Annotated in this window: 16 protein-coding genes; all 16 read left to right on the forward strand. The window is 42.3% G+C overall.

Annotated elements, in window-relative coordinates:
• Positions 1–25: 25 nt before the first annotated feature.
• The gene (infB, locus tag J8M00_RS21340; protein WP_211012489.1) at positions 26–2,707 is read left to right on the forward strand and encodes a translation initiation factor IF-2; all 2,682 of its coding nucleotides are present in this window, start codon (positions 26–28) and stop codon (positions 2,705–2,707) included.
• A 107-nt stretch (positions 2,708–2,814) separates the two neighbouring features.
• Positions 2,815–3,219 (forward strand): 30S ribosome-binding factor RbfA, encoded by a 405-nt coding sequence (gene rbfA / locus J8M00_RS21345; protein WP_211012490.1) that lies wholly within the window; start codon positions 2,815–2,817, stop codon positions 3,217–3,219.
• Entirely contained in the window at positions 3,219–4,154 is a 936-nt protein-coding gene (truB, locus tag J8M00_RS21350; protein ID WP_211012491.1) for a tRNA pseudouridine(55) synthase TruB, read from the forward strand. The genes rbfA and truB overlap by 1 nt, the downstream gene beginning before the upstream one ends.
• A gap of 103 nt (positions 4,155–4,257) precedes the next feature.
• Complete coding sequence (gene rpsO / locus J8M00_RS21355; RefSeq protein ID WP_036975065.1) at positions 4,258–4,527, forward strand: 30S ribosomal protein S15; 270 nt, start codon at positions 4,258–4,260, stop codon at positions 4,525–4,527.
• A 244-nt stretch (positions 4,528–4,771) separates the two neighbouring features.
• On the forward strand, positions 4,772–6,901 hold the full coding sequence (gene pnp, locus J8M00_RS21360) for a polyribonucleotide nucleotidyltransferase (protein ID WP_211012492.1): 2,130 nt from the start codon (positions 4,772–4,774) through the stop codon (positions 6,899–6,901).
• 107 nt (positions 6,902–7,008) lie between these two features.
• Positions 7,009–7,902: a lipoprotein NlpI gene (nlpI, locus tag J8M00_RS21365; RefSeq protein WP_211012493.1), complete on the forward strand. Its 894-nt coding sequence runs from the start codon at positions 7,009–7,011 to the stop codon at positions 7,900–7,902.
• Positions 7,903–9,075, forward strand: coding sequence for a hypothetical protein (locus J8M00_RS21370; RefSeq protein WP_211012494.1), 1,173 nt, complete (start codon positions 7,903–7,905; stop codon positions 9,073–9,075).
• Positions 9,076–9,313: 238 nt separating this feature from the next.
• Positions 9,314–12,106 carry a monovalent cation/H+ antiporter subunit A gene (locus J8M00_RS21375; protein ID WP_211012495.1) on the forward strand — a complete coding sequence of 931 codons (2,793 nt, stop codon included), beginning with the start codon at positions 9,314–9,316 and terminating at the stop codon, positions 12,104–12,106.
• The gene (locus J8M00_RS21380; RefSeq protein WP_023397672.1) at positions 12,106–12,477 is read left to right on the forward strand and encodes a Na+/H+ antiporter subunit C; all 372 of its coding nucleotides are present in this window, start codon (positions 12,106–12,108) and stop codon (positions 12,475–12,477) included. Before J8M00_RS21375 ends, J8M00_RS21380 begins: the two co-directional genes overlap by 1 nt.
• Positions 12,474–13,985 (forward strand): monovalent cation/H+ antiporter subunit D, encoded by a 1,512-nt coding sequence (locus tag J8M00_RS21385; protein ID WP_211012496.1) that lies wholly within the window; start codon positions 12,474–12,476, stop codon positions 13,983–13,985. The genes J8M00_RS21380 and J8M00_RS21385 overlap by 4 nt, the downstream gene beginning before the upstream one ends.
• On the forward strand, positions 13,986–14,522 hold the full coding sequence (locus J8M00_RS21390; protein WP_211012497.1) for a Na+/H+ antiporter subunit E: 537 nt from the start codon (positions 13,986–13,988) through the stop codon (positions 14,520–14,522). It begins immediately after the preceding gene.
• Positions 14,516–14,785: a K+/H+ antiporter subunit F gene (locus tag J8M00_RS21395; protein WP_023397675.1), complete on the forward strand. Its 270-nt coding sequence runs from the start codon at positions 14,516–14,518 to the stop codon at positions 14,783–14,785. Before J8M00_RS21390 ends, J8M00_RS21395 begins: the two co-directional genes overlap by 7 nt.
• Positions 14,786–14,796: 11 nt before the next feature.
• Positions 14,797–15,123 carry a Na+/H+ antiporter subunit G gene (locus tag J8M00_RS21400; RefSeq protein ID WP_023397676.1) on the forward strand — a complete coding sequence of 109 codons (327 nt, stop codon included), beginning with the start codon at positions 14,797–14,799 and terminating at the stop codon, positions 15,121–15,123.
• Between the two features lie 281 nt (positions 15,124–15,404).
• On the forward strand, positions 15,405–17,519 hold the full coding sequence (locus tag J8M00_RS21405) for a methyl-accepting chemotaxis protein (protein WP_211012498.1): 2,115 nt from the start codon (positions 15,405–15,407) through the stop codon (positions 17,517–17,519).
• Positions 17,520–17,657: 138 nt separating this feature from the next.
• Entirely contained in the window at positions 17,658–19,592 is a 1,935-nt protein-coding gene (locus J8M00_RS21410; RefSeq protein ID WP_211012499.1) for a DNA topoisomerase III, read from the forward strand.
• Between the two features lie 75 nt (positions 19,593–19,667).
• Positions 19,668–20,525 carry a tetratricopeptide repeat protein gene (locus J8M00_RS21415; protein WP_211012500.1) on the forward strand — a complete coding sequence of 286 codons (858 nt, stop codon included), beginning with the start codon at positions 19,668–19,670 and terminating at the stop codon, positions 20,523–20,525.
• Positions 20,526–20,976: the final 451 nt, after the last annotated feature.

Genomic DNA, 20,976 nt, shown 5'->3' on the forward strand with positions numbered 1-20,976 from the left:
TTATTAACGGGAGGTAACGCATAACATGGCAGAAGTGAGCATAGAGAAACTAGCCGAGAACATTGGTACAACTGTTGATAAATTACTGCAGCAGTTAACAGATGCAGGGATCACCAAAGCCAAAGGCGATCAGGTAAGTGAATCTGAAAAAGCCAAGTTGCTAGACCATTTGAGTAAGCAGCATGGCGGTACAGGTTCAGATGGCCCTGAGCGTATGACTCTTCAGCGTAAAAGCAAGAGTACCTTAAGTGTTACTGGTTCTACTGGTAAAGCTAAATCGGTTCAGGTAGAAGTACGTAAAAAGCGCACTTACGTTAAAAAGAGCGCAATCGAGCAGCAAAAAGAGCAAGAACGCTTAGCTGCAGAGGAAGCTGCGCGCAAAGAAGCAGAATTGAAAGCTCAACAAGAAGCTGAGCAACAAGCGAAAGAAGAAGCTGAACGCAACGCCCAACAGGAGGCAGAGCGAAAAGCCAAAGAGGAAGCTGAGCGCAAAGCTAAAGAAGAAGCCAAACGTAAAGCAGAAGCAGAACGTCAAGCGAAAGAACAGCAGAGTAAAGAAGTGGATAGCGCCCAACAAGAGCAAGAGAAAATCGAAGCAGAACGTCTTCGTACTGAAGCAGAAGCAGCAGCTGTAAAAAAAGCTGAAGAAGAAGCAAAACGTCAAGCTGAAGAAGCTCGTCGTCTAGCAGAAGAGAATGAAGCACGCTGGAAAGCTGAAGAAGAAGAGCGCAAACGTCGCGAAGCTTCTGCAGATCACCATATGACTACTTCTACATATGCACGTGAAGCAGAAGATGAGTCTGATGCACGTGAAGAGAAAAGTGCACGTCGTAAGAAAAAGAAAAAGCCACAGGCGAAAGGCGAGACTAACGCACAACAGTCACGTGGTAAGAAAGGTAAGCTTAAAGCGCCTACATCTCTTCAACATGGCTTCCAAAAGCCTGCGGCGGAAGTTAAACAAGAAGTACGCATTAGTGAAACAATTACAGTATCTGAGCTTGCATCACGCATGGCTGTGAAAGGTGCAGAAGTTGTTAAAACACTAATGAAGCTTGGTGAAATGGTAACAATCAACCAAGTTATTGACCAAGAAACTGCTCAGTATGTTGCAGAAGAAATGGGTCATAAAGTTGTTCTTGTTAAAGAGAATGAACTTGAAGAGAAAGTATTGAGTGACCGTAGCGACAACGAGAGCGTTGGTCCACGTGCGCCAGTTGTTACTGTAATGGGTCACGTTGACCACGGTAAGACGTCAACGCTTGACTACATTCGTAAAGCGAAAGTAGCAGACGGCGAAGCCGGTGGTATTACACAGCACATTGGTGCATACCATGTTGAAACAGATGGCAACATGATCACGTTCCTTGATACTCCGGGACACGCGGCGTTTACATCAATGCGTGCACGTGGTGCAAAAGCGACAGATATCGTTGTACTAGTTGTAGCTGCTGATGATGGTGTAATGCCACAGACGAAAGAAGCTGTACAGCACGCAAAAGCTGCTGAAGTACCGCTTATCATCGCTGTAAACAAGATGGATAAAGAGGGTATCGACCCTGATCGCGTTAAAAACGAACTTGCTCAATTGGATGTTATTCCAGAAGAGTGGGGTGGTGACACGCAGTTTGTTCATATCTCAGCGAAAACAGGCCTAGGTATCGACGACCTACTTGAAGCTATCTTGATGCAAGCTGAGCTACTAGAGCTAACCGCTCCTCAAGAAGGTATGGCACAAGGTGTTGTTATTGAATCTCGTCTAGATAAAGGCCGCGGTCCAGTTGCAACTGTACTTGTACAAGGCGGTACACTTGAGCAGGGTAATATCGTTCTTTGTGGTCTTGAGTACGGTCGTGTCCGTGCAATGAGAGACGAAAACGGTAAAGAAATTTCACAAGCTGGCCCGTCAATTCCTGTAGAGATCTTAGGTCTTTCTGGTGTACCAGCAGCTGGTGATGAAGCAACGGTTGTTAAAGATGAGCGTAAAGCGCGTGAAGTTGCACTATACCGTCAAGGTAAGTTCCGTGAAGTGAAGCTTGCTCGTCAGCAGAAAGCGAAACTTGAGAACATGTTTACAAACATGACTGAAGGCGATATCTCTGAAGTTAATGTTGTTCTTAAAGCTGATGTACAAGGTTCAATTGAAGCAATCTCAGATTCACTAACTAAGCTGTCGACTGACGAAGTTAAAGTGAAGATTGTAGGTAGTGGTGTAGGTGGTATCACTGAAACAGATGCAACACTTGCAGCGGCTTCAAATGCAATCATCGTTGGTTTCAACGTTCGTGCGGATGCGTCTGCGCGTAAAGTGATTGAAGCAGAAAACCTAGACCTACGTTACTACAGCGTTATTTATGACCTAATCGAAGAAGTGAAACAAGCAATGGCTGGTATGCTTGCGCCTGAGTTCAAACAAGAGATTATTGGTCTTGCTGAAGTTCGTGACGTGTTCAAGTCGCCTAAGATCGGTGCAGTAGCAGGTTGTATGGTAACTGAAGGTATCGTGAAGCGCAGCGCGCCAATTCGTGTACTACGTGAAAACGTGGTTATTTACGAAGGTGAGCTTGAATCACTTCGTCGCTTTAAAGATGACGTACAAGAAGTTCGTAACGGTATGGAATGTGGTATCGGTGTTAAGAACTACAATGACGTTAAAGTTGGCGATCAGATTGAGGTATTCGAAACTGTTGAAGTACAGCGTTCACTGTAATTCTAACAGGGTCTAAACCTTGAAATGGGGGCGTTAGCCCCCATTTGTGTTTGTGTTTTTTAGATTTTTATAACATAAAAATCAATAGCTTATTAAAAGTGGTGACAATGAGAGAATTTTCTCGTACGGATCGTGTTGCACAGCAAATTCAAAAAGAAATTGCGGTTATTTTGCAACGAGAAATAAAAGATCCAAGACTTGGTATGGTAACTGTATCCGCAGTTGAAGTATCTCGTGATTTATCTTATGCAAAGATCTTCGTAACTGTATTAAACAGTAAGAGCGATGAAGATACAAAACAAAACCTCGCTATCATGAATGATGCGACAGGATACATTCGCTCGATCTTAGGCAAGCGTATTCGTGCGCGCATTATGCCAGAGCTAAAGTTTGTCCTAGATAATTCACTGATGGAAGGTATGCGTATTTCCAATTTAGTTGATGAAGTGATCCGTTCTGATAAAGAAAAGCGTGGCGAAGATACTGATTCAGTAGAAGGTGGTGAAGAGTAATGGCCCGTCGTAGTAAAGGTCGCCCGGTTGATGGCATTGTACTTTTACACAAGCCTCAAGGGATCTCATCTAATAAAGCTCTACAGCAGGCCAAAGGCATCTACTTTGCTCAAAAAGCAGGGCACACAGGTGCTTTGGACCCGCTTGCAACAGGTATGTTGCCAATCTGTTTTGGTGAAGCGACAAAGTTTACGCAGTTTCTATTAGATACAGATAAAACTTATGTTGTGCGTGCACAATTAGGTGAACGAACTACTACATCAGACTCAGATGGGGAAATCGTTGAAACACGCCCTGTTGACATTACGCAACAGCAATTAGAGCAGGAAGTTGCTAGCTTTTTAGGTGAGTCTGATCAATACCCTTCGATGTATTCTGCGCTTAAATATCAAGGCCAGCCATTATACAAGTATGCTCGTGAAGGGATTGAAGTACCTCGTAAATGTCGAAAAATAAACGTTTATAGCATCACGCTTGATGAATATGATGTTGAAAGCCAGCAAATTCAAATGACAGTGCATGTATCAAAAGGTACTTATATTCGCACTATCGTTGATGATTTAGGCGAGAAGCTGGGATGTGGTGCGCACGTTATTATGCTACATCGTAGTGGTGTCGGTCATTATCCAGCTGAAAAGATGATCACCATTGAAGCTTTAGAAGAAAAGTTACAACAAGCTAAAGATGATGAGGTTGAGCCATCTACCTATATTGATGAGCTATTACTGCCGATGGATACAGCACTTGTTGATCTTCCTACGATCACTTTAACTAAAGAGCAAGGTGTTGCATTTAGTCATGGTCAAACAGTTGTTGTAGGTGAAGTCCCTGAAGGGGTAATCAAGGTTATGGCAGAAGATACCTTTATTGGTATCGGTGAGCGTAACAAACACGGTCATCTTAAAGCAAAAAGAGCGCTATCGAGTGCACAATAATTTTGTCAGCGGCGTGAATTACTGATACAATGCCGCCGCTTTGTCGCTTTGGCTGAATTAGTGATCGGCTAAAGCATTAAATTTATTTAAATTGGAGTTTATTATGTCACTAAGCAACAAAGAAAAAGCAGAAATCGTAGCAAAATTCGCTCGCGCAGAAGGCGACACAGGTTCACCTGAAGTTCAAGTAGCGCTTCTAACTGCTGATATCAACAAACTACAAGGCCACTTTGCTGACCACAAACACGACTTCCACTCTCGTCGTGGTCTACTACGTAAAGTTAGCCAACGTCGTAACCTTCTTGATTACCTAAAAGGTAAGAACGTTGAGCGTTACGCTGCGTTGATCAAAGAGCTTGGCCTACGTCGCTAAGAATTTGATGAATTGTTGGATTTTTATCCGACAATAAAAAAGGGGCGACTTCGCCCCTTTTTTTGTGCGTGTACTAGCAGTATACTTACCCTCGCTCAAGCATAGTGCTGAGCAAGCGCCGATACTTCTGCCAATTGTAGTGCTTAAGTAGATCTATATGAGTACCAAAGCTTTTTGGGTGTTCTATTTAAGACTGTAATTGGTTGTTGTTGGCGTTTTAATATATTTTTTAAGGAATATTTTTGTGCAAGCAATAATTAAAGAATTCCAATTAGGTCAACATACAGTGACCCTGGAAACTGGTGCAATCGCGCGTCAAGCTGACGGTGCGGTTTTAGCAAGCATTGGTGATACTTCAGTACTTGTTACTGTTGTTGGTAAGCGTGAAGCTGCGCCTGGTCAGGACTTCTTCCCTCTTACTGTAAACTATCAAGAAAAAATGTACGCAGCTGGCCGCATTCCAGGTGGTTTCTTGAAGCGTGAAGGTCGTCCTTCTGACTCAGAAACACTGACTGCGCGTCTAATTGACCGTCCAATTCGTCCACTATTCCCAGACGGTTTCGTGAACGAAGTTCAAGTTATCGCGACAGTAGTTTCTTCAGATCCTGAAATTCAGCCTGACATGGTTGCGTTGATCGGTACTTCTGCAGCACTTGCTATTTCTGGTGTGCCATTCAATGGCCCTATCGGTGCGGCTCGTGTTGGTTACATCGATGGCCAATATGTACTTAACCCAACTGTAAAAGAGCTTTCTGAAAGTAAGCTTGATCTAGTTGTAGCGGGCACTGAAAATGCGGTATTGATGGTTGAATCAGAAGCCGAAATCTTAACTGAAGAAGAGATGTTAGGTGCGGTTGTTTATGGTCACGACCAGTCTCAAGCTATCATCAAAGCAATTGAAGAGTTTAAAGCTGAAGCTGGTAAACCAGCTTGGGAATGGACTGCGCCTGAGAAAAACGTTGCTCTAGCAGACAAAGTAGCTGCAATTGCAGAAGAGAAAGTTGGTTCGGCTTACCTTATTACTGACAAAGTAGCACGTAAAGAGTCTCTGTCTGAAGCAAAAGCAGAAGTAATCGAAAAGCTAACTGCTGAACTTGCTGAAGGCGAAGAGCTGGACGAGCAAGAAGTTGGTAAACTATTCAGCTCACTTGAGAAGAAAATTGTACGTGGTCGCATCATCGCTGGTGAGAAGCGTATTGATGGCCGTGAACCAGACATGGTTCGTGCGCTTGACGTGATGACTGGTGTACTTCCGCGTACTCACGGTTCTTCAATCTTCACTCGTGGTGAAACTCAGGCACTAGTAACTGCTACTCTAGGTACTGAGCGTGATGCACAAATGATGGATGATCTTGTAGGCACTCACAAGCATCACTTCATGCTTCACTACAACTTCCCTCCATTCTGTGTGGGTGAAACAGGCTTCATTGGCTCTCCAAAGCGTCGTGAAATCGGCCACGGTAACCTTGCAAAGCGTGGTGTTCAAGCGGTAATGCCGAGTTTAGAAGAATTCCCGTACTCAGTACGTGTTGTATCTGAAATCACAGAATCTAATGGTTCATCTTCAATGGCATCTGTATGTGGTACTTCACTCGCTCTTATGGATGCAGGTGTACCTGTTAAAGCATCTGTTGCTGGTATTGCAATGGGTCTAGTTAAAGAAGGCGATGATTTCGTTGTTCTTTCAGATATCCTTGGTGATGAAGATCACCTTGGTGATATGGACTTCAAAGTTGCCGGTAGCAGCGCGGGTGTTACTGCACTTCAGATGGATATCAAGATTGAAGGTATCACTAAAGAAATTATGCAGATTGCTTTACGTCAAGCGAAAGCAGCTCGTATGCACATCCTAAGCGTAATGGACCAAGCTATTGCTGCACCTTCACAAGAGCTTTCTGAATTTGCTCCACGTATTTACACGATGAATATTCCACCGAAGAAGATTGCTGATGTAATCGGTAAAGGTGGTGCTACAATTCGTCAGCTAACTGAAGAAACAGATACGACGATCGAAATCGAAGATGACGGTACAGTTAAAATCGCTGCAACTAACGGTAACAGCGCAAAAGAAGCGATTGCTCGCATCGAAGCGTTAACTGCTGAATTAGAAGTTGGTACTATCTACAATGGTAAAGTAAACCGCATCGTAGATTTCGGTGCGTTTGTAAATGTTTTACCTGGTAAAGATGGCCTAGTACACATTTCTCAAATCAGCAAAGAGCGCGTTAACAACGTTTCTGACCACCTAAAAGTTGGTCAAGAAGTTAAAGTTAAAGTGCTAGAAGTTGATCGTCAGGGCCGTGTTCGCTTAAGCATCAAAGAAGCGCTTGAGCCATCAGAGCCTGCAGCAGAGCAAGCTCCAAAAGGTGAGTAATTTTCTGTAAAGAAACAATAAGTTTCGTTAAAAGGGGCTGAATGGCCCCTTTTTTTGTGCTTTAATGGCTGACATCATCAATTATCTGGCCCATAGAGGGAAGTACCTTGAGATTTTTATTAATACCATTGTTAGGATTAAGCTTATTGGGCTGTCAGAGCACGCAAAAAGCGGGTGATCATAATGCCATGCTACCTGTATTGCCAATCCCATTCACAGAGCCTTTGCAACCAGACCCACGTGCGCAAATTGAAGTGGCTAGGTACAGTGAGTTACTCAATAGTCCAGAGTTGACCCGAACCCAAAGAGCAGAGTTATATCACATACGTGGTAAACTATACGATAGTCTGGGCTTACCCCAGTTGGCACAAATTGACTTCAATCGAGCTTTGAAGCTTAAGCCAGATCTAGCCGAAACGTATAACTTTCTAGGAATACATCACACTTTAAGGCAAGAATTTACCCAAGCATATGAGCGTTTTGACTCAGTATTAGAGTTAGACGAAAGTTATGAATATGCATATTTAAACCGAGGTATTGCGCTGTATTACGGGGATAGGGCCGAACTTGCAGTAGAGGATCTTACGCGATTTTTGGCAAGTGCAGACGATGATGCCTACAGAGTATTATGGTTGTTTTTAGCTCAAAATGACGTTGATCCGATTGTTGCTAAAGAGCAATTGGCAATTAATAGTCAAAAGTTGAACCCGTCTGCGTGGTCGACGCAAATTGTTCAATTGTACTTAAATCAGCTGAGTGAAGAACAGTTTCTGGCAGGTGTTACCCTTGGGGTTCAGTCACAGAAAGAATATGCAGAGCGACTTTGTGAGGCCTATTTCTATATAGCCAAACGTCACCTTCGAGCTGGCAACGACCTGAAAGCAGCAGAGTATTTTAGGTTGACGCTGGCAACGAATGTTTATGAGTTTGTAGAACACAAGTATGCAAAACTAGAGTTGCAGCTGATCAGGCAAGCGCTTTTACAAAAAAGCGCCGGTTAAATGATGTTTCGTCAGTATATTGCTGGCATCATTTTCATCCTGTTGGCTGTCCCTAGTAGCAGCCAACAATTTACTTATGTTAAAGACCTTACCCCGCAGAAAATTGCCGCCTTTGTCGAGCAGGCCGAATCAGACCTCAATCCAGACACTGTTGCTTACAAGCTAATAAAACAGACACCCGAGCGATTGAGTAATGACCAAGTATTGACTCTTCGACGCTCTGGGTATCATTTTTTTGCGTTTGAATGGGCAATTCGGCTCATCGATCAAGGACAACATCAACAGGCCCTGCTGCTACTTGAGCGACACTGGTATAGTGCTCCGAGGTCATCCCATATACGCTTGTTAGAACTGCTACGGCAGCAACAGCAGTTTTATTATATGAACCGTGTACTCAAGCGATTTGGCGAGATAGAGCCATATTCGACACTGAACGCAATGGATAAAAGTAAGTCAATTGACGAAATTGATATTGATAGCGCGGGTTCATTGGGCTTTTCTATATTTGGTCGAAATGAGCAAAGTATACCGTGTGAGCACAAGGTTGTTTTACTTGCGGAGTCTTTGCGAAGTGTTAAACAGCTCGCATTTCTAAAGGCTAAGTATATGGATAGTTCATTTTCCATAGAGCTACCATACTGTTTCTCAGAGCCCTATTATGTTGGCGATCTGACACAGTGTAGAGGAAAAGGTGCTGAGTTTATTCGTTGTGACATACATCATTTAATTGAGCAACCAGTAACAAAACAAGCGCGGCACCTAGTGATCATGACTGATAAACCCGGTCTTGCGAATGTCCGCCATGGTGTTATGGCACTGAATAGTAAAAGTGGTTTTGAGTTATTTATTCATGAGCTGATGCATTTTACCTATTTTGAAGACGAATACCCAGTATCAGCAAATAGAGCAAAGTGGCTCTGTGCGACAGAGGGCTTGAAAGCACCCAATTTATACGTGGGGGAAAACGCACCAAAAGGTTGGTATCAGAGTGAAACATGTAAGTTTGGTAAGTTGCCATCATATAAACCCCAGCGTGCTGTATCAAAGATGGAATATCACGAAATCCACTTGTCAAACCAATATTTAGGATTATGGTTAAAGTCATTGGATAAAACTTTATTAGCACCTAGCGATTATCAAAACTATTTGAATGCGCTATCGGTAAACGAGTAGTTAGGGTTAAATGGCGGCACCTTTTATGAACAGGATCTGAATTGTTTGTTAATCTTGCCTATAAATTGAACAGCCAGTATGTGAAACCCTAGACAAGTCAAACACTAATAAAGTATAACTGGTAGACGTTATGTGTGATAAAAATGCACGTAAAAAATAAACAGAACACGATCGCCATGACGTAATCATAACGTGCATTTAATAGTAATGAACGGCATCGAAGATATAAGGCTTCTTTATGACTTTGCTTTGGATACCCTTGATATCCTTGTTAGGCAGTTTACTCTCTTCATTTACAGGTAAACTCTCTCGCAATCAGTCGACTGCAATCACTTTGATTGCACCCACTGTGGCCCTTTTGTTGGCCATTGATTTAGCTCCCGCAGTGTTTGCTGGGGAAGCTGTCCGCGCAACGCTAGATTGGGTGCCTATACTCGATCTTGATGTGTCTTTCAGATTGGACGGATTGGCACTTTTATTCGTATTTATGATCTTAGGTATCGGTATATTAGTGATTTTCTATGCTCGCTACTACCTAAGTGAAAATGACTCCATGCCCAAGCTATACGCGTACTTAATGCTGTTTATGACGGCTATGTTGGGTATTGTGATGTCAAATAACGTACTTCAATTATGGGTGTTCTGGGAATTAACCAGTATTAGCTCATTTTTATTGATCAGTTATTGGTGGCATAAGTCAGAAGCACGTAAAGGTGCAAAAATGGCGTTAGCTATCACTGGAGGCGGTGGTCTAGCACTACTAGCCGGCTTGCTTCTCATTGGTAATATTGTTGGTAGCTATGACCTAGATATCATACTTGCTAGCCGAGAGCTTATTCAAGCTCATGATTTATATGAAGTTGCTCTAGTGCTTGTGCTTTTAGGTGCCTTTACTAAGTCTGCTCAATTTCCGTTCCACTTTTGGCTACCTCACGCAATGGCTGCGCCTACACCTGTGAGTGCTTACTTACACTCTGCAACCATGGTAAAAGCAGGCATATTCCTACTGGCGCGCTTTTACCCGGCGTTAGCTGGCACCGAAATTTGGTTTATTTTGGTTGGATTAACCGGATTAATAACCTTACTTGTTGGCGCGTATATCGCATTGTTCAAGCATGATTTGAAAGGGTTATTGGCATTTTCGACGATCAGTCATCTCGGTCTCATTACATTGTTGCTTGGACTAGATACTGAATTGGCAACTGTAGCAGCTATTTTCCATATCATTAATCATGCAACCTTCAAGGCCTCGCTGTTTATGGCAACGGGGATCATAGATCACGAGACTGGTACCCGTGATATGCGAAGATTAAACGGTATGTGGCGTTTTATGCCTTATACAGCTACTTTGGCTATGGTTGCAGCGGCTTCTATGGCGGGTGTGCCACTGCTTAATGGTTTCTTATCTAAAGAGATGTTTTTTGCAGAAACGCTACATCAGCAACTGCTTGGTTCTATGTCTTGGCTAATACCTATCTTGGCAACTATTGCCGCTGCTTTTTCTGTGGCTTACTCAGCTAGATTCATCCATGACGTATTCTTTAATGGTGATCCGGTAGATTTACCAAAAGAGCCACATGAAGCGCCGCGCTATATGCGTGTACCGATTGAAATCTTAGTGGCGCTTTGTTTGATTGTAGGTATGTTCCCGAACTTTGTCGTAGACGGTATCTTAAGACTGGCCTCTGGCGCGGTATTGGGTGATGAAGCCCCTGAGTTTTATATCGCCATTTGGCATGGACTGAATTTGCCGTTGTTAATGAGTGCCATTGCCGTATGTGGTGGTCTACTGATTTACACTCAGCGTAAGTATCTATTCCAATTTCAAGCATCTTTGCCACCAATCAACGCCAAAAAAGGTTTTGAAAAAACGATGTATTCAGTGGTTACTTGGAGTCAAAACAAAATCAGCGCCATCGAAAATGGCTCACTGCAACGCTATTTGATGTTGATGCTGTTGGTTGTGCTCTTGAGTGCCGGTTGGCCATTGTTTGAAATGAGTCAACTTGTTGGTGAAAATGCGCTAACACCTGTAGACATCCACAATGGGATCGGTGCTGGCCTTCTAATGATTGGTGCAATTGGTACGGTTATTTGGCATCGTACACGTATGGTGGCACTGCTGATGATCTCAGTGGTTGGTTTGATGGTATCAGTGGCCTTTACACGTTTTTCAGCGCCAGATTTAGCCTTGACCCAGCTTACTGTTGAAGTAGTAACCATTATCTTGCTGATGTTAGCGTTATTCTTCCTGCCTCAAAAAACACCTAAGGAATCGAGCTCGATTAGAACATTAAGAGACCTAGGAGTTGCTTCTGCAATTGGTGTGATTGTTGGTAGTATTTGTTACGCACTCATTACAAGACCATTGTCATCTATTTCAGACTTCTTTGTGGCAAATGCTAAAACAGGTGGTGGTGGCACAAATGTCGTAAACGTTATCTTAGTAGATTTCAGGGGCTTTGATACTTTGGGTGAAATAGTCGTATTGGGTATTGCTGCTCTGGGTATCTATAAACTAATCATTCATCTTCCTTTGTTCATGCCGGGCAGCGATTCAGAAGGTCGTCCGTGGGCTAAAGAACGCTATCCACTGTTGTTAGCGTCAATTTCGCAAAGCCTATTGCCGCTGGCGTTATTAGTGTCTTTCTATATTTTCTTAAGAGGTCACAATCTGCCGGGAGGAGGCTTTATCGCAGGTCTTGTTACTGCAATTGCGTTTATCTTGCAGTACATCGCTCATGGCTCAAACTGGATAGCAGAGCGATTCACTTTGAATTACCGTAAAATCATTGCCTCGGGTATCGCTATAGCAATGTTATCAGGATTGGGCAGCTGGGCCTTTGGCCGTCCATTCTTAACAACTTGGTTTGACTATTTTGATATTCCATTGATTGGTGAAATTGAGCTGGCCAGTGCGTTAGTATTTGATTTAGGCGTATATGTAACCGTTGTTGGAGCAACGTTAATGATATTGGCAAGCCTTGGTAAAGTGACTGCGAATGCGCCCAAAGAAGAGGTGAATATTTAATGGAGCTTTTGTATTCTTCATGCGTAGGCCTACTAGTGGCCTGCGGAGTGTTTTTAATTTTGCGAGCAAGGACCTTTCCTGTGGTCCTTGGTTTGACCATGCTTTCGTATGCAGTGAACCTGTTTTTGTTTGCATCAGGCCGGTTGTCAATGAACCAGGCCGCAGTACTAGGTTACAGTGAAACATATGCGGATCCACTGCCGCAAGCATTGGTGCTTACGGCAATTGTTATCGGTTTTGCGATGACAGCTTTTGTGGTTATCTTAGCGATCCGTGGGCGTGCAGACTTAGGTAACGACCACGTAAATGGTGTAGTACCTGACAAAACCAAAACTAAAGGTCGTCAGGTCAAGGAGCAAGGTAAGGCATGAGTCAACATTTAACCTCTTTACCTGTATTACTACCTATGTTGGCGGCAATTTTAATGTTAATGCCGCCGTGTGGGAAAAACTTAAAAATTAGACGTTATGTTTCAGTTTTTATGGGGTTGCTCACAACCGCCGTATCTGTTTCATTGCTAGCATTTGTCAAAGGCAATAGTACTCAAGTATATGCGATAGGTGATTGGTCGGCCCCGTTTGGTATTGTCCTAGTAGCTGATCCACTTTCTACCTTATTGGTTTCTTTGACATCATTTTTGGGGCTTGTCTGTGCGTTGTATAGCTGTGCCGGGGATGATGAGCAAGGTAGCTTTTTCCACCCGCTATTACATTTCCTTGTGTTGGGTGTAAACGGTGCGTTTTTAACTGGCGACGCTTTTAACCTCTTTGTATTTTTTGAAGTCCTGTTGATTGCTTCATATTCGCTACTTATGCATGGCGGCGACAAGCGCAATACGCGAGCAGCACTGCAATATGTGATACTAAACCTAGTGGGTTCATCTGTATTTCTAATTGCGTTGGGTATTCTTTACGGTACTTTAGGTACGTTAAATATGGCCGATATGGCAACGCGCGTTATGGAGTTGCAAGGTGATGATGTTTATTTGGCGAAAATAGGTGGTCTACTGCTATTGGTTGTCTTTGCGTTAAAAGGCGCTTTGTTGCCATTACATTTATGGTTACCGAATACATACTCAACAGCCATGCCTGTTGTGGCCGCTCTGTTTGCAATCATGACTAAAGTTGGCGTTTATTCAATGATGCGTGTGTATACGTTAATTTTTGGCGAACAGGCGGGTGAGTTAAGTCATATGGCGCAGCATTGGCTTTGGTGGCTGGCATTGGCTACGATTGTTATGGGTGCCATAGGGGTGCTAGCGAGCCAAGATTTACGAAAAATGGTTGCGAATCTTGTTGTGGTTTCGGTGGGTACTCTTGTAGCTTTAGTTGCTGCGCAAACAGTAGATAGCAGTGCAGCAGCAATTTATTACCTAGTGCATTCCACACTGGTATCCGCAGCGCTGTTTTTAATCGCAGATTTAGTGGGCAAACAAAGGGGCAAAGTCAGTGATCGTATTACTGCTGGTCGCCCAGTCGCACAGCCTCTATTTTTAGGTGGTGCGTTTATTTTTGCAGCGGTTACTGTGATTGGTATGCCCCCACTTTCAGGGTTTATCGGTAAAGTATGGATTTTAGAGTCAACACTAGAATCTGCCCATGGTCACTGGTTTTGGCCAATATACCTAATTGCGAGCCTAGCAGTATTGGTCTCAGTTTCAAAAGCGGGAAGCACCGTGTTTTGGCACCATACCGGTAAAGGTGAGGCAAATACTGAAGAAAAGGCACATCCAGTGCAAATTGTTGCAGTATTAATGCTTGTTGCGGCTTCACCATTGATGGTGATATTTGCTGGACCGGTCACTGATTACGCGCAATTTGCAGCGGTAGAATTGCATAATTTTTACGGCCTTATCCAACATGTATTAGGGGGCAGGTAAATGAGACTTGAAGCAAAATATAAATGGCTACCAACGCCTTTTAGAAGCTTATTATTATTTTCAGTTTGGTTACTGCTTAACAATACTGTGGCGCTAGGGCATGTTATTTTGGGAATAGTTTTGGCGATTATAATACCGCTTATAACTCACCCTTTTAGAACTAAACAGCCATTGGTAGTGAAGCCATTTAGGGCATTAAGGCATTTGATGTTAGTTCTTTACGATATTTTGACTGCAAATATTGAGGTTGCGATCAAAATTCTTGGACCAACTAAAAAATTAAAGCCTGGTTTTGTAAAAGTTCCCTTAGACCTACATGAGGCAATGCCAATCACCATTTTGGCAAGCACAGTTTCACTAACACCTGGTACAGTGAGCGCCGAAGTGTATCCGTGGCCAGAAACGCTCGAAGGTGAACAAGCGGATTGCCAAAAGTACTTGTTGATCCATGTCTTAGATCTGGATGATGAGCAGACCTTGATTGAAACAATAAAATCCCGTTATGAAGCGCCACTAAAGGAGATCTTTGAATGTTAGATACGATCATCTTAATTGTTTTTGCCATGATTGGCTTGGCGTTGTTACTGAATTTATGGCGTCTAGTTGTTGGCCCATCTGTACCTGATAGAATACTGGCTTTGGATACTATGTACATTAATACCATTGCGCTTATTATCCTATACGGTATGAACATGGGAACATCGTTGTATTTCGAAGCGGCATTATTGATCGCGTTACTCGGCTTTGTGAGTACCGTTGCTGTATGTAAATACTTATTACGCGGCGACATAATTGAATAGGGGCTGAGAAAGTGGATATTGTTATTTCGATTTTACTTTTAATGGGCGGTGTTTTAGTTTTGGTTGGCTCAATCGGGTTGGTAAAAATGCCTGATTTTTTCATGCGTTTGCATGGTCCGACAAAAGCAACGACACTGGGTATGGCTTGTTTATTATTTGCTGCTATGGCGCATTATAGTCAGTACGGTGACGGTTTGAGCTTAAAGGAAATTTTGATTTCTTTGTTTTTACTTATTACTGCTCCAATAAGTGGTTATATGTTAATAAAATCAGCTATTCACCACCGTATTGATTCTACAGACAAAACAACAGGAAAAGACAAAATAGAAGAGGATTAAAACCTACTTCGAGTTGGGTGCCTGTGGCACCCAACTGCCCATTACCCAACAATTGTAATATTTTTACCCAGTTTAAAAATTAGCGCGTTTTTCCTTCCAGTAACTCTATCGCAATTTATTCTTGCAAAATTCAGCTCAAAAACTTACTTTCAATTATTCTTTAATATTTCTGTAGTAAAATAAACTATTATTATTTAGTCAGTTAACTTTAGTTGGTAGTTTTAAAACGTTAATTACTTCTTGCTCCCAACGAAAATAGATGGAATTTCTTAAGGTCGCGTATGCAGCAGGTATCGATAAAAAATAAACTCATGCTCTTTGTAACAACCCTAGTTATTGCGGTTATTGCGATTCTAGTGGTGACGACTTGGTTACATTTGCAAGAGGAAAATAACAGACAAAGTGAAGAGGTCCACTCAGCAATGTTGCAGGAAATAAATGCGAGACTGGCGGCTCAAGGATTATATTACGGACAGAGAATAGCCGGCTTTTTAAATGCAGCTTATAGAATTCCAAACACGCTGGCTGGATCAATTGAATCTACATATACCTCGCCACTGAACAGAAATGAATTGCAATCTATACTTAGGGGGGGGCTCGAAAAAAGCGCCAATGTTTCTTCTATCTATGCGCACTTCGAGCCAAATGGCTACGATAAAAAAGATACAGATTACATACAGGGAGCGTCACACTCCGTTACCGGAAGTGGGGCGCTCGAAATGTACTTTACTAGAGATAGTAGCGGTGTAACGCAGCATAATGTAGCGTCTTCTGACGCAAAATATGCTGAAGCGCGCAACCAATTTGGTATACGTGAAGCTGAGTGGTATCTGTGCGCGAGGGATATAAATGCGCCCTGTATAATGGAACCTTATCTATATGAGATTTCGCCTGGTCGAGAAATGCTGATGACTTCTTTGACTGTACCTATACGTCAGAATGGGCGATTTAAGGGGATTATAGGAGTTGATGTTAATTTGCCTAGCTTGCAAAAATTAGTGGAAGAGCTTTCAAACAACTTATATCAGGGTAAAGGCAAAGTATTTCTGTTGAGTGAGTTAGGACTAATTGCAGGGGCTAGCCATAACGCAAATAATCTGGGTGACCCTTTGAGCGATGTATTACAAGTGTCATTGGCAAATAAGCTTAGTACATTGCACCAAAAAGGTGGCTATGCAGAAACTGAAAGTAAGGTGTTTTTTGCAAAATCAATTGAAATTGAATTAGCAAATAAGACATGGTCATTGGTAATAGAAGTTCCGAAGCAGCAAGTGCTTGCGTCTGCCTATAGGATTGAGCAACAACTGCATCAATCAACCAGTGATTTTGGATTATGGTTGTTAATGCTCGGGTTTATTGTGATTTCAGTGGCTTTAGCCTTAAGCATCTTTTTGATAAACACCATTACGAAACCTCTTTCCCAAATTGAAGCAAGGATTGTTAATCTCGCTTCTAGTGAAGGGGATTTAACGCACAATTTAGAGGTCACACATCATGCCGAGCTTATTTCTTTAGCGAATGGTTTTAATGTTTTCACGAACAAATTGAGAGCCATGATCGCAGACTTAAAAGGGCTTGCTGAGCAGTCATATCAGCAGTCATATGTGACGACAGAAGCAGCAATTAACATCAAAAACAAAGTATCTAATCAGCATATTGAAATAGATAATGTTGTCACCGCTATTAATGAACTCAGTGCAACGGCCAGCGAAGTCGCTAGGGCATCTGAACAGGCAGCAACAACGACCGATGGCGCAGTTGGCACAGTGAGAGAGTGTGAACAGAGTATCGTCACGACAACCAAAACTGTCGAAGAGATAGCCTCTCAGGTATCAACCGCACAAGCTGCATTTCATAAAGTTGCAAAACGCAGCGGCGATATTTCGAAAATACTTGATGTAATTAGATCTATTGCAGAACAAACCAATTTGTTGGCATTGAATGCGGCTATTGAAGCTGCTCGTGCGGGAGAACAAGGAAGAGGGTTTGCAGTTGTAGCAGACGAAGTACGTGCACTTGCGTCAAAGACACAAGCTTCAACAGATGATATCAGTACTTTGATCGAAAATTTACAAAGCGAGATCCGTGGTTCTGAACAAATTATCGAGCAAACGGTAGAGCAAGGAAGTGAGGCAACGGTCTTGTGCCGCGATGCTGCGAAAATTATGGCGGGTTTAGTTACTGAGCTCCATGGTATTTCTCATGAAGTAACACAAATAGCCACATCTGCTGAACAACAAAGTATGGTTACAGAAGAGGTGAATGCCAATACCACTAATATTTCCGACGCCGCACGTGAATTAGCTAAGTACGCTGATGATGTAGAGCACGCAGCAAGTGCTATGACACAGCTAGTTGAACAGAAGCATAGTCAGCTGAGTTTATTAAAAACGTAAGCGAGCAAAATTTTGAGTAGCTTGTTCTCAATTTAATTTGCACAAGAAGCTACTCAACCTGATAAATGATAAACACGGCTAGATTTGTTGGATGGAGTTGGCTAGAATAACTGTAAAAATATACAGTTTTTGGCATTTATGAAGCTCTACATTGCAGAAAAACCTTCCCTTGGTCGAGCCATTGCCGACGTCCTTCCAAAACCGCATAAAAAGCAAGATGGTTTTATTGAACTCGGAAATGGCGATTGTGTTACATGGTGCATTGGACATCTATTAGAACAAGCCGAGCCGGAAGACTATGATGAGCGGTATAAAAAATGGTTGATCCAAGATCTACCGATCGTACCCTCAGAGTGGAAGTTTAAAGCCAAACCAAAAACGAAAAAGCAACTAGCGACGGTGAAGCGATTGATAAAAAAAGCTTCAATACTAGTCCATGCTGGAGACCCTGATAGAGAAGGTCAGTTGCTTGTCGATGAAGTTATCCAAGAGGCTAAGCTTTCCAAAACGAAAAAAGCAACTGTTGAACGTGTGTTGATCAGTGACCTGAACCCAAGTGCTGTGAAAAAGGCGCTGAGTCAGACAAAACTGAACGCAGACTTTGTTCCATTGAGTGTTTCAGCTTTGGCACGGGCTAGAGCTGACTGGCTATATGGTATGAATTTAACCCGAGCTTATACTCTGGCTGGACAAAAAGCGGGTATTCAAGGTGTTTTGTCTGTTGGGCGAGTTCAAACTCCAGTGCTTGGTTTGGTGGTACGTCGTGATGAGGAAATAGAACACTTTGTTTCTAAGCCATTTTATGAAGTAACAGCTGTAATTCGCAAAGTAAATGGTGAGCAATTTGACGCTAAATGGGTACCCAGTGATGCTTGCTTGCCGTATATGGATGAAGAAAAGCGAGTGTTGGTTAAATCGCTAGCTGAAAATGTTGCAGGTCGAATCAAAGACAAACCTGCGGATCTTACGGCGTTGGATCAAATACCTAAAAAGCAAAACCCACCTTTACCCTATAATTTGTCTTCATTACAAATTGATGCAAATAAACGCTATGCTATGTCAGCTAAACAAGTGATAGATATTTGTCAGGCTTTATATGAAAAGCACAAACTCATTACCTATCCAAGATCTGATAATCGGTATCTTCCAAATGACCACTATGCTGAGCGCAACGATATTCTCGCTGCGATTTTGAACAATCAAGGCGAAGAAAAGCAACATATCGAAAACGCTGATCCAAATATCAAGAGTAAGTGTTGGAATGATAAAAAAGTAGAGGCGCACCATGCCATCATTCCCACCAAAAAAAATCTCAAAACAGCACAGCTTGGGCATCAAGAGCAACAAGTATATGGATTGATTTGTAGGCAGTATCTGGCTCAGTTTTACCCTCCCTATGAATACTCGCAAACCAAGGCTCAATTAAAGATTGCTGGAGGAATGTTTGTTGCCAAAGCTGACACAGTGATCAACCTAGGTTTCAAAGTTCTTTTTAAGTCAAATAAAAAAGAACAGGACGAAAAAAAGCAGTTGCCACAACTTAATGTTGGAGAGCCATTGCATTGTATCGATGGGTTAGTAAAAGAAAAGCACACTCAGCCTCCTCAATTTTATACCGAAGCGACGTTACTTAGTGCGATGACAGGCATAGCTCGATATGTAAAAAATGGTGACATTAAAAAGGTTCTCAAAGAAACAGATGGTCTAGGCACGGAAGCAACAAGAGCTGGGATAATAGAGCTGCTTTTTAAAAGGCGTTTTCTAGCTAGGGAAGGTAAATCAATTAAATCTACAGATCTTGGAAGAGGTCTTATTAATACTATTCCAGTAGACTTATCGCTACCAGATAGAACAGCATTGTGGGAGTCTCAGCTAACTAATATAGCCCAAAAAGCAGCCTCTTATAATCAGTTTATGTTGCCATTGCAGAATGAATTGGCGGAGTTAGTCGATTTATCTCAGACACTGAATACTGAACCACTTAAAGGTATTAAAACAGCAAGCTCCTTCAAAAGGAAAGGTAACTATCGAAAAACAGGTCGCAGGTCGACAAACAAAGGAAAAAGCAAATAGTTCTATATAATTACCTTGTAAACGAAAAACAAGTCACCATATAGCTAATAGAATTGCAACTAAGAATGCCCCATTATGGAAAACAAAATTACATTAACGCCAGAAAACATCCAGCAGGTACTTTCATCTTCATCTGCAGACCATCTAGTGTTGCTAAGCTTTTATAGTGCCCAGCATCCTGACTGCATTGCGCAGGCAGCCATTTTAGATGAATTGGCTGCGCAATATAGTAGCTGCATCACTATTGCTACATTAGATTGCGATCTACAGCAGGCTTTAGCAGGTCAACTTGCACAGCAAGTCGGACTGCAGGCACTTCCAACAGTAGTGGTTTTAAAAGCTGGCTCTCCAGTTGATGTATTAGCGGGTGCTAAAACAAAAGAAGAAATCACTAAAGTACTGACTGAACATTTACCTTCACCAGAACTGATTTTATTGGATCAAGCTAAACAAGCGTTGACTTCCGGAGATCTCAATGGGGCCTATTCTCATGCAAAACAGGCCTATGATATTGCCAAAGGAAATCCGAGAGTGAACTTGGTGTTTGCTGATATTTGTATTCAAATACAGAAAACTGATGATGCGGCAGCTTTGCTTGCAACGATCCCAGAAGATCAACATGATGCTTACTACCACAACTTACAGGCGAAGTTAGTTCAAGCACAGGAAGCGCAAGAATCCCCTGAAGTGAAAAAGTTGATGCAAGCGGTAGAGCAAAACCCAGATGACTTATCGTTATTATGTGAACTTGCACAGGCACAAGTAGATGCTGGTCAAAAAGAAGAGGCGCTAGCGTCTTTGTTTAAGGTTTTGAGCAAAGACTTATCTTTTGGCGAAGCCAAAAAAGGGTTTTTAGATATTATCGCGTCTTTGCCTGATGGCGACGCGGTAGCTGCAACCTTCCGTAGAAAATTATATAGTCTTCTCTACTAAAGTTTTTATTCTCGGCGCAATAAATTCGCGCCGAGAAATTTCTTGCAACTTCTCAAATTTGTACAATACTTAAATTCCTTTTTCGAAAAGTCATGACATTTTGATTAAAAAATGATGACAAAGCTTATAGTTTTGGGTGTTTTAGAGTGATTTTTGCTCATTTAAGTGTTTTTTATAAGTTTTCTCAAAAAAACACTTGATCCAAATTTGGATCTCCCTATAATGCGCACCCACTGACATGGCGGGGCGCAAACAAAAACGCAAGCTAAAGTGAATGTGAAAGTTAAACGGAAAGCTTAATTAAGAAAAATTAAATTTTCTAGTTGACTTTAAAAGTGAAGCGGTTAATATGGCGCTCCACTTCGCAGCAACGCTGCGGTAACTGGCCAAGGGTTAGTTACATTGTTCTTTAAAAATATGAAGCAATCATCTGTGTGGGCACTCGTACAGG

The organism is Pseudoalteromonas luteoviolacea, assembly GCF_018100925.1.
GTDB classification, from domain to species: domain Bacteria; phylum Pseudomonadota; class Gammaproteobacteria; order Enterobacterales; family Alteromonadaceae; genus Pseudoalteromonas; species Pseudoalteromonas obscura.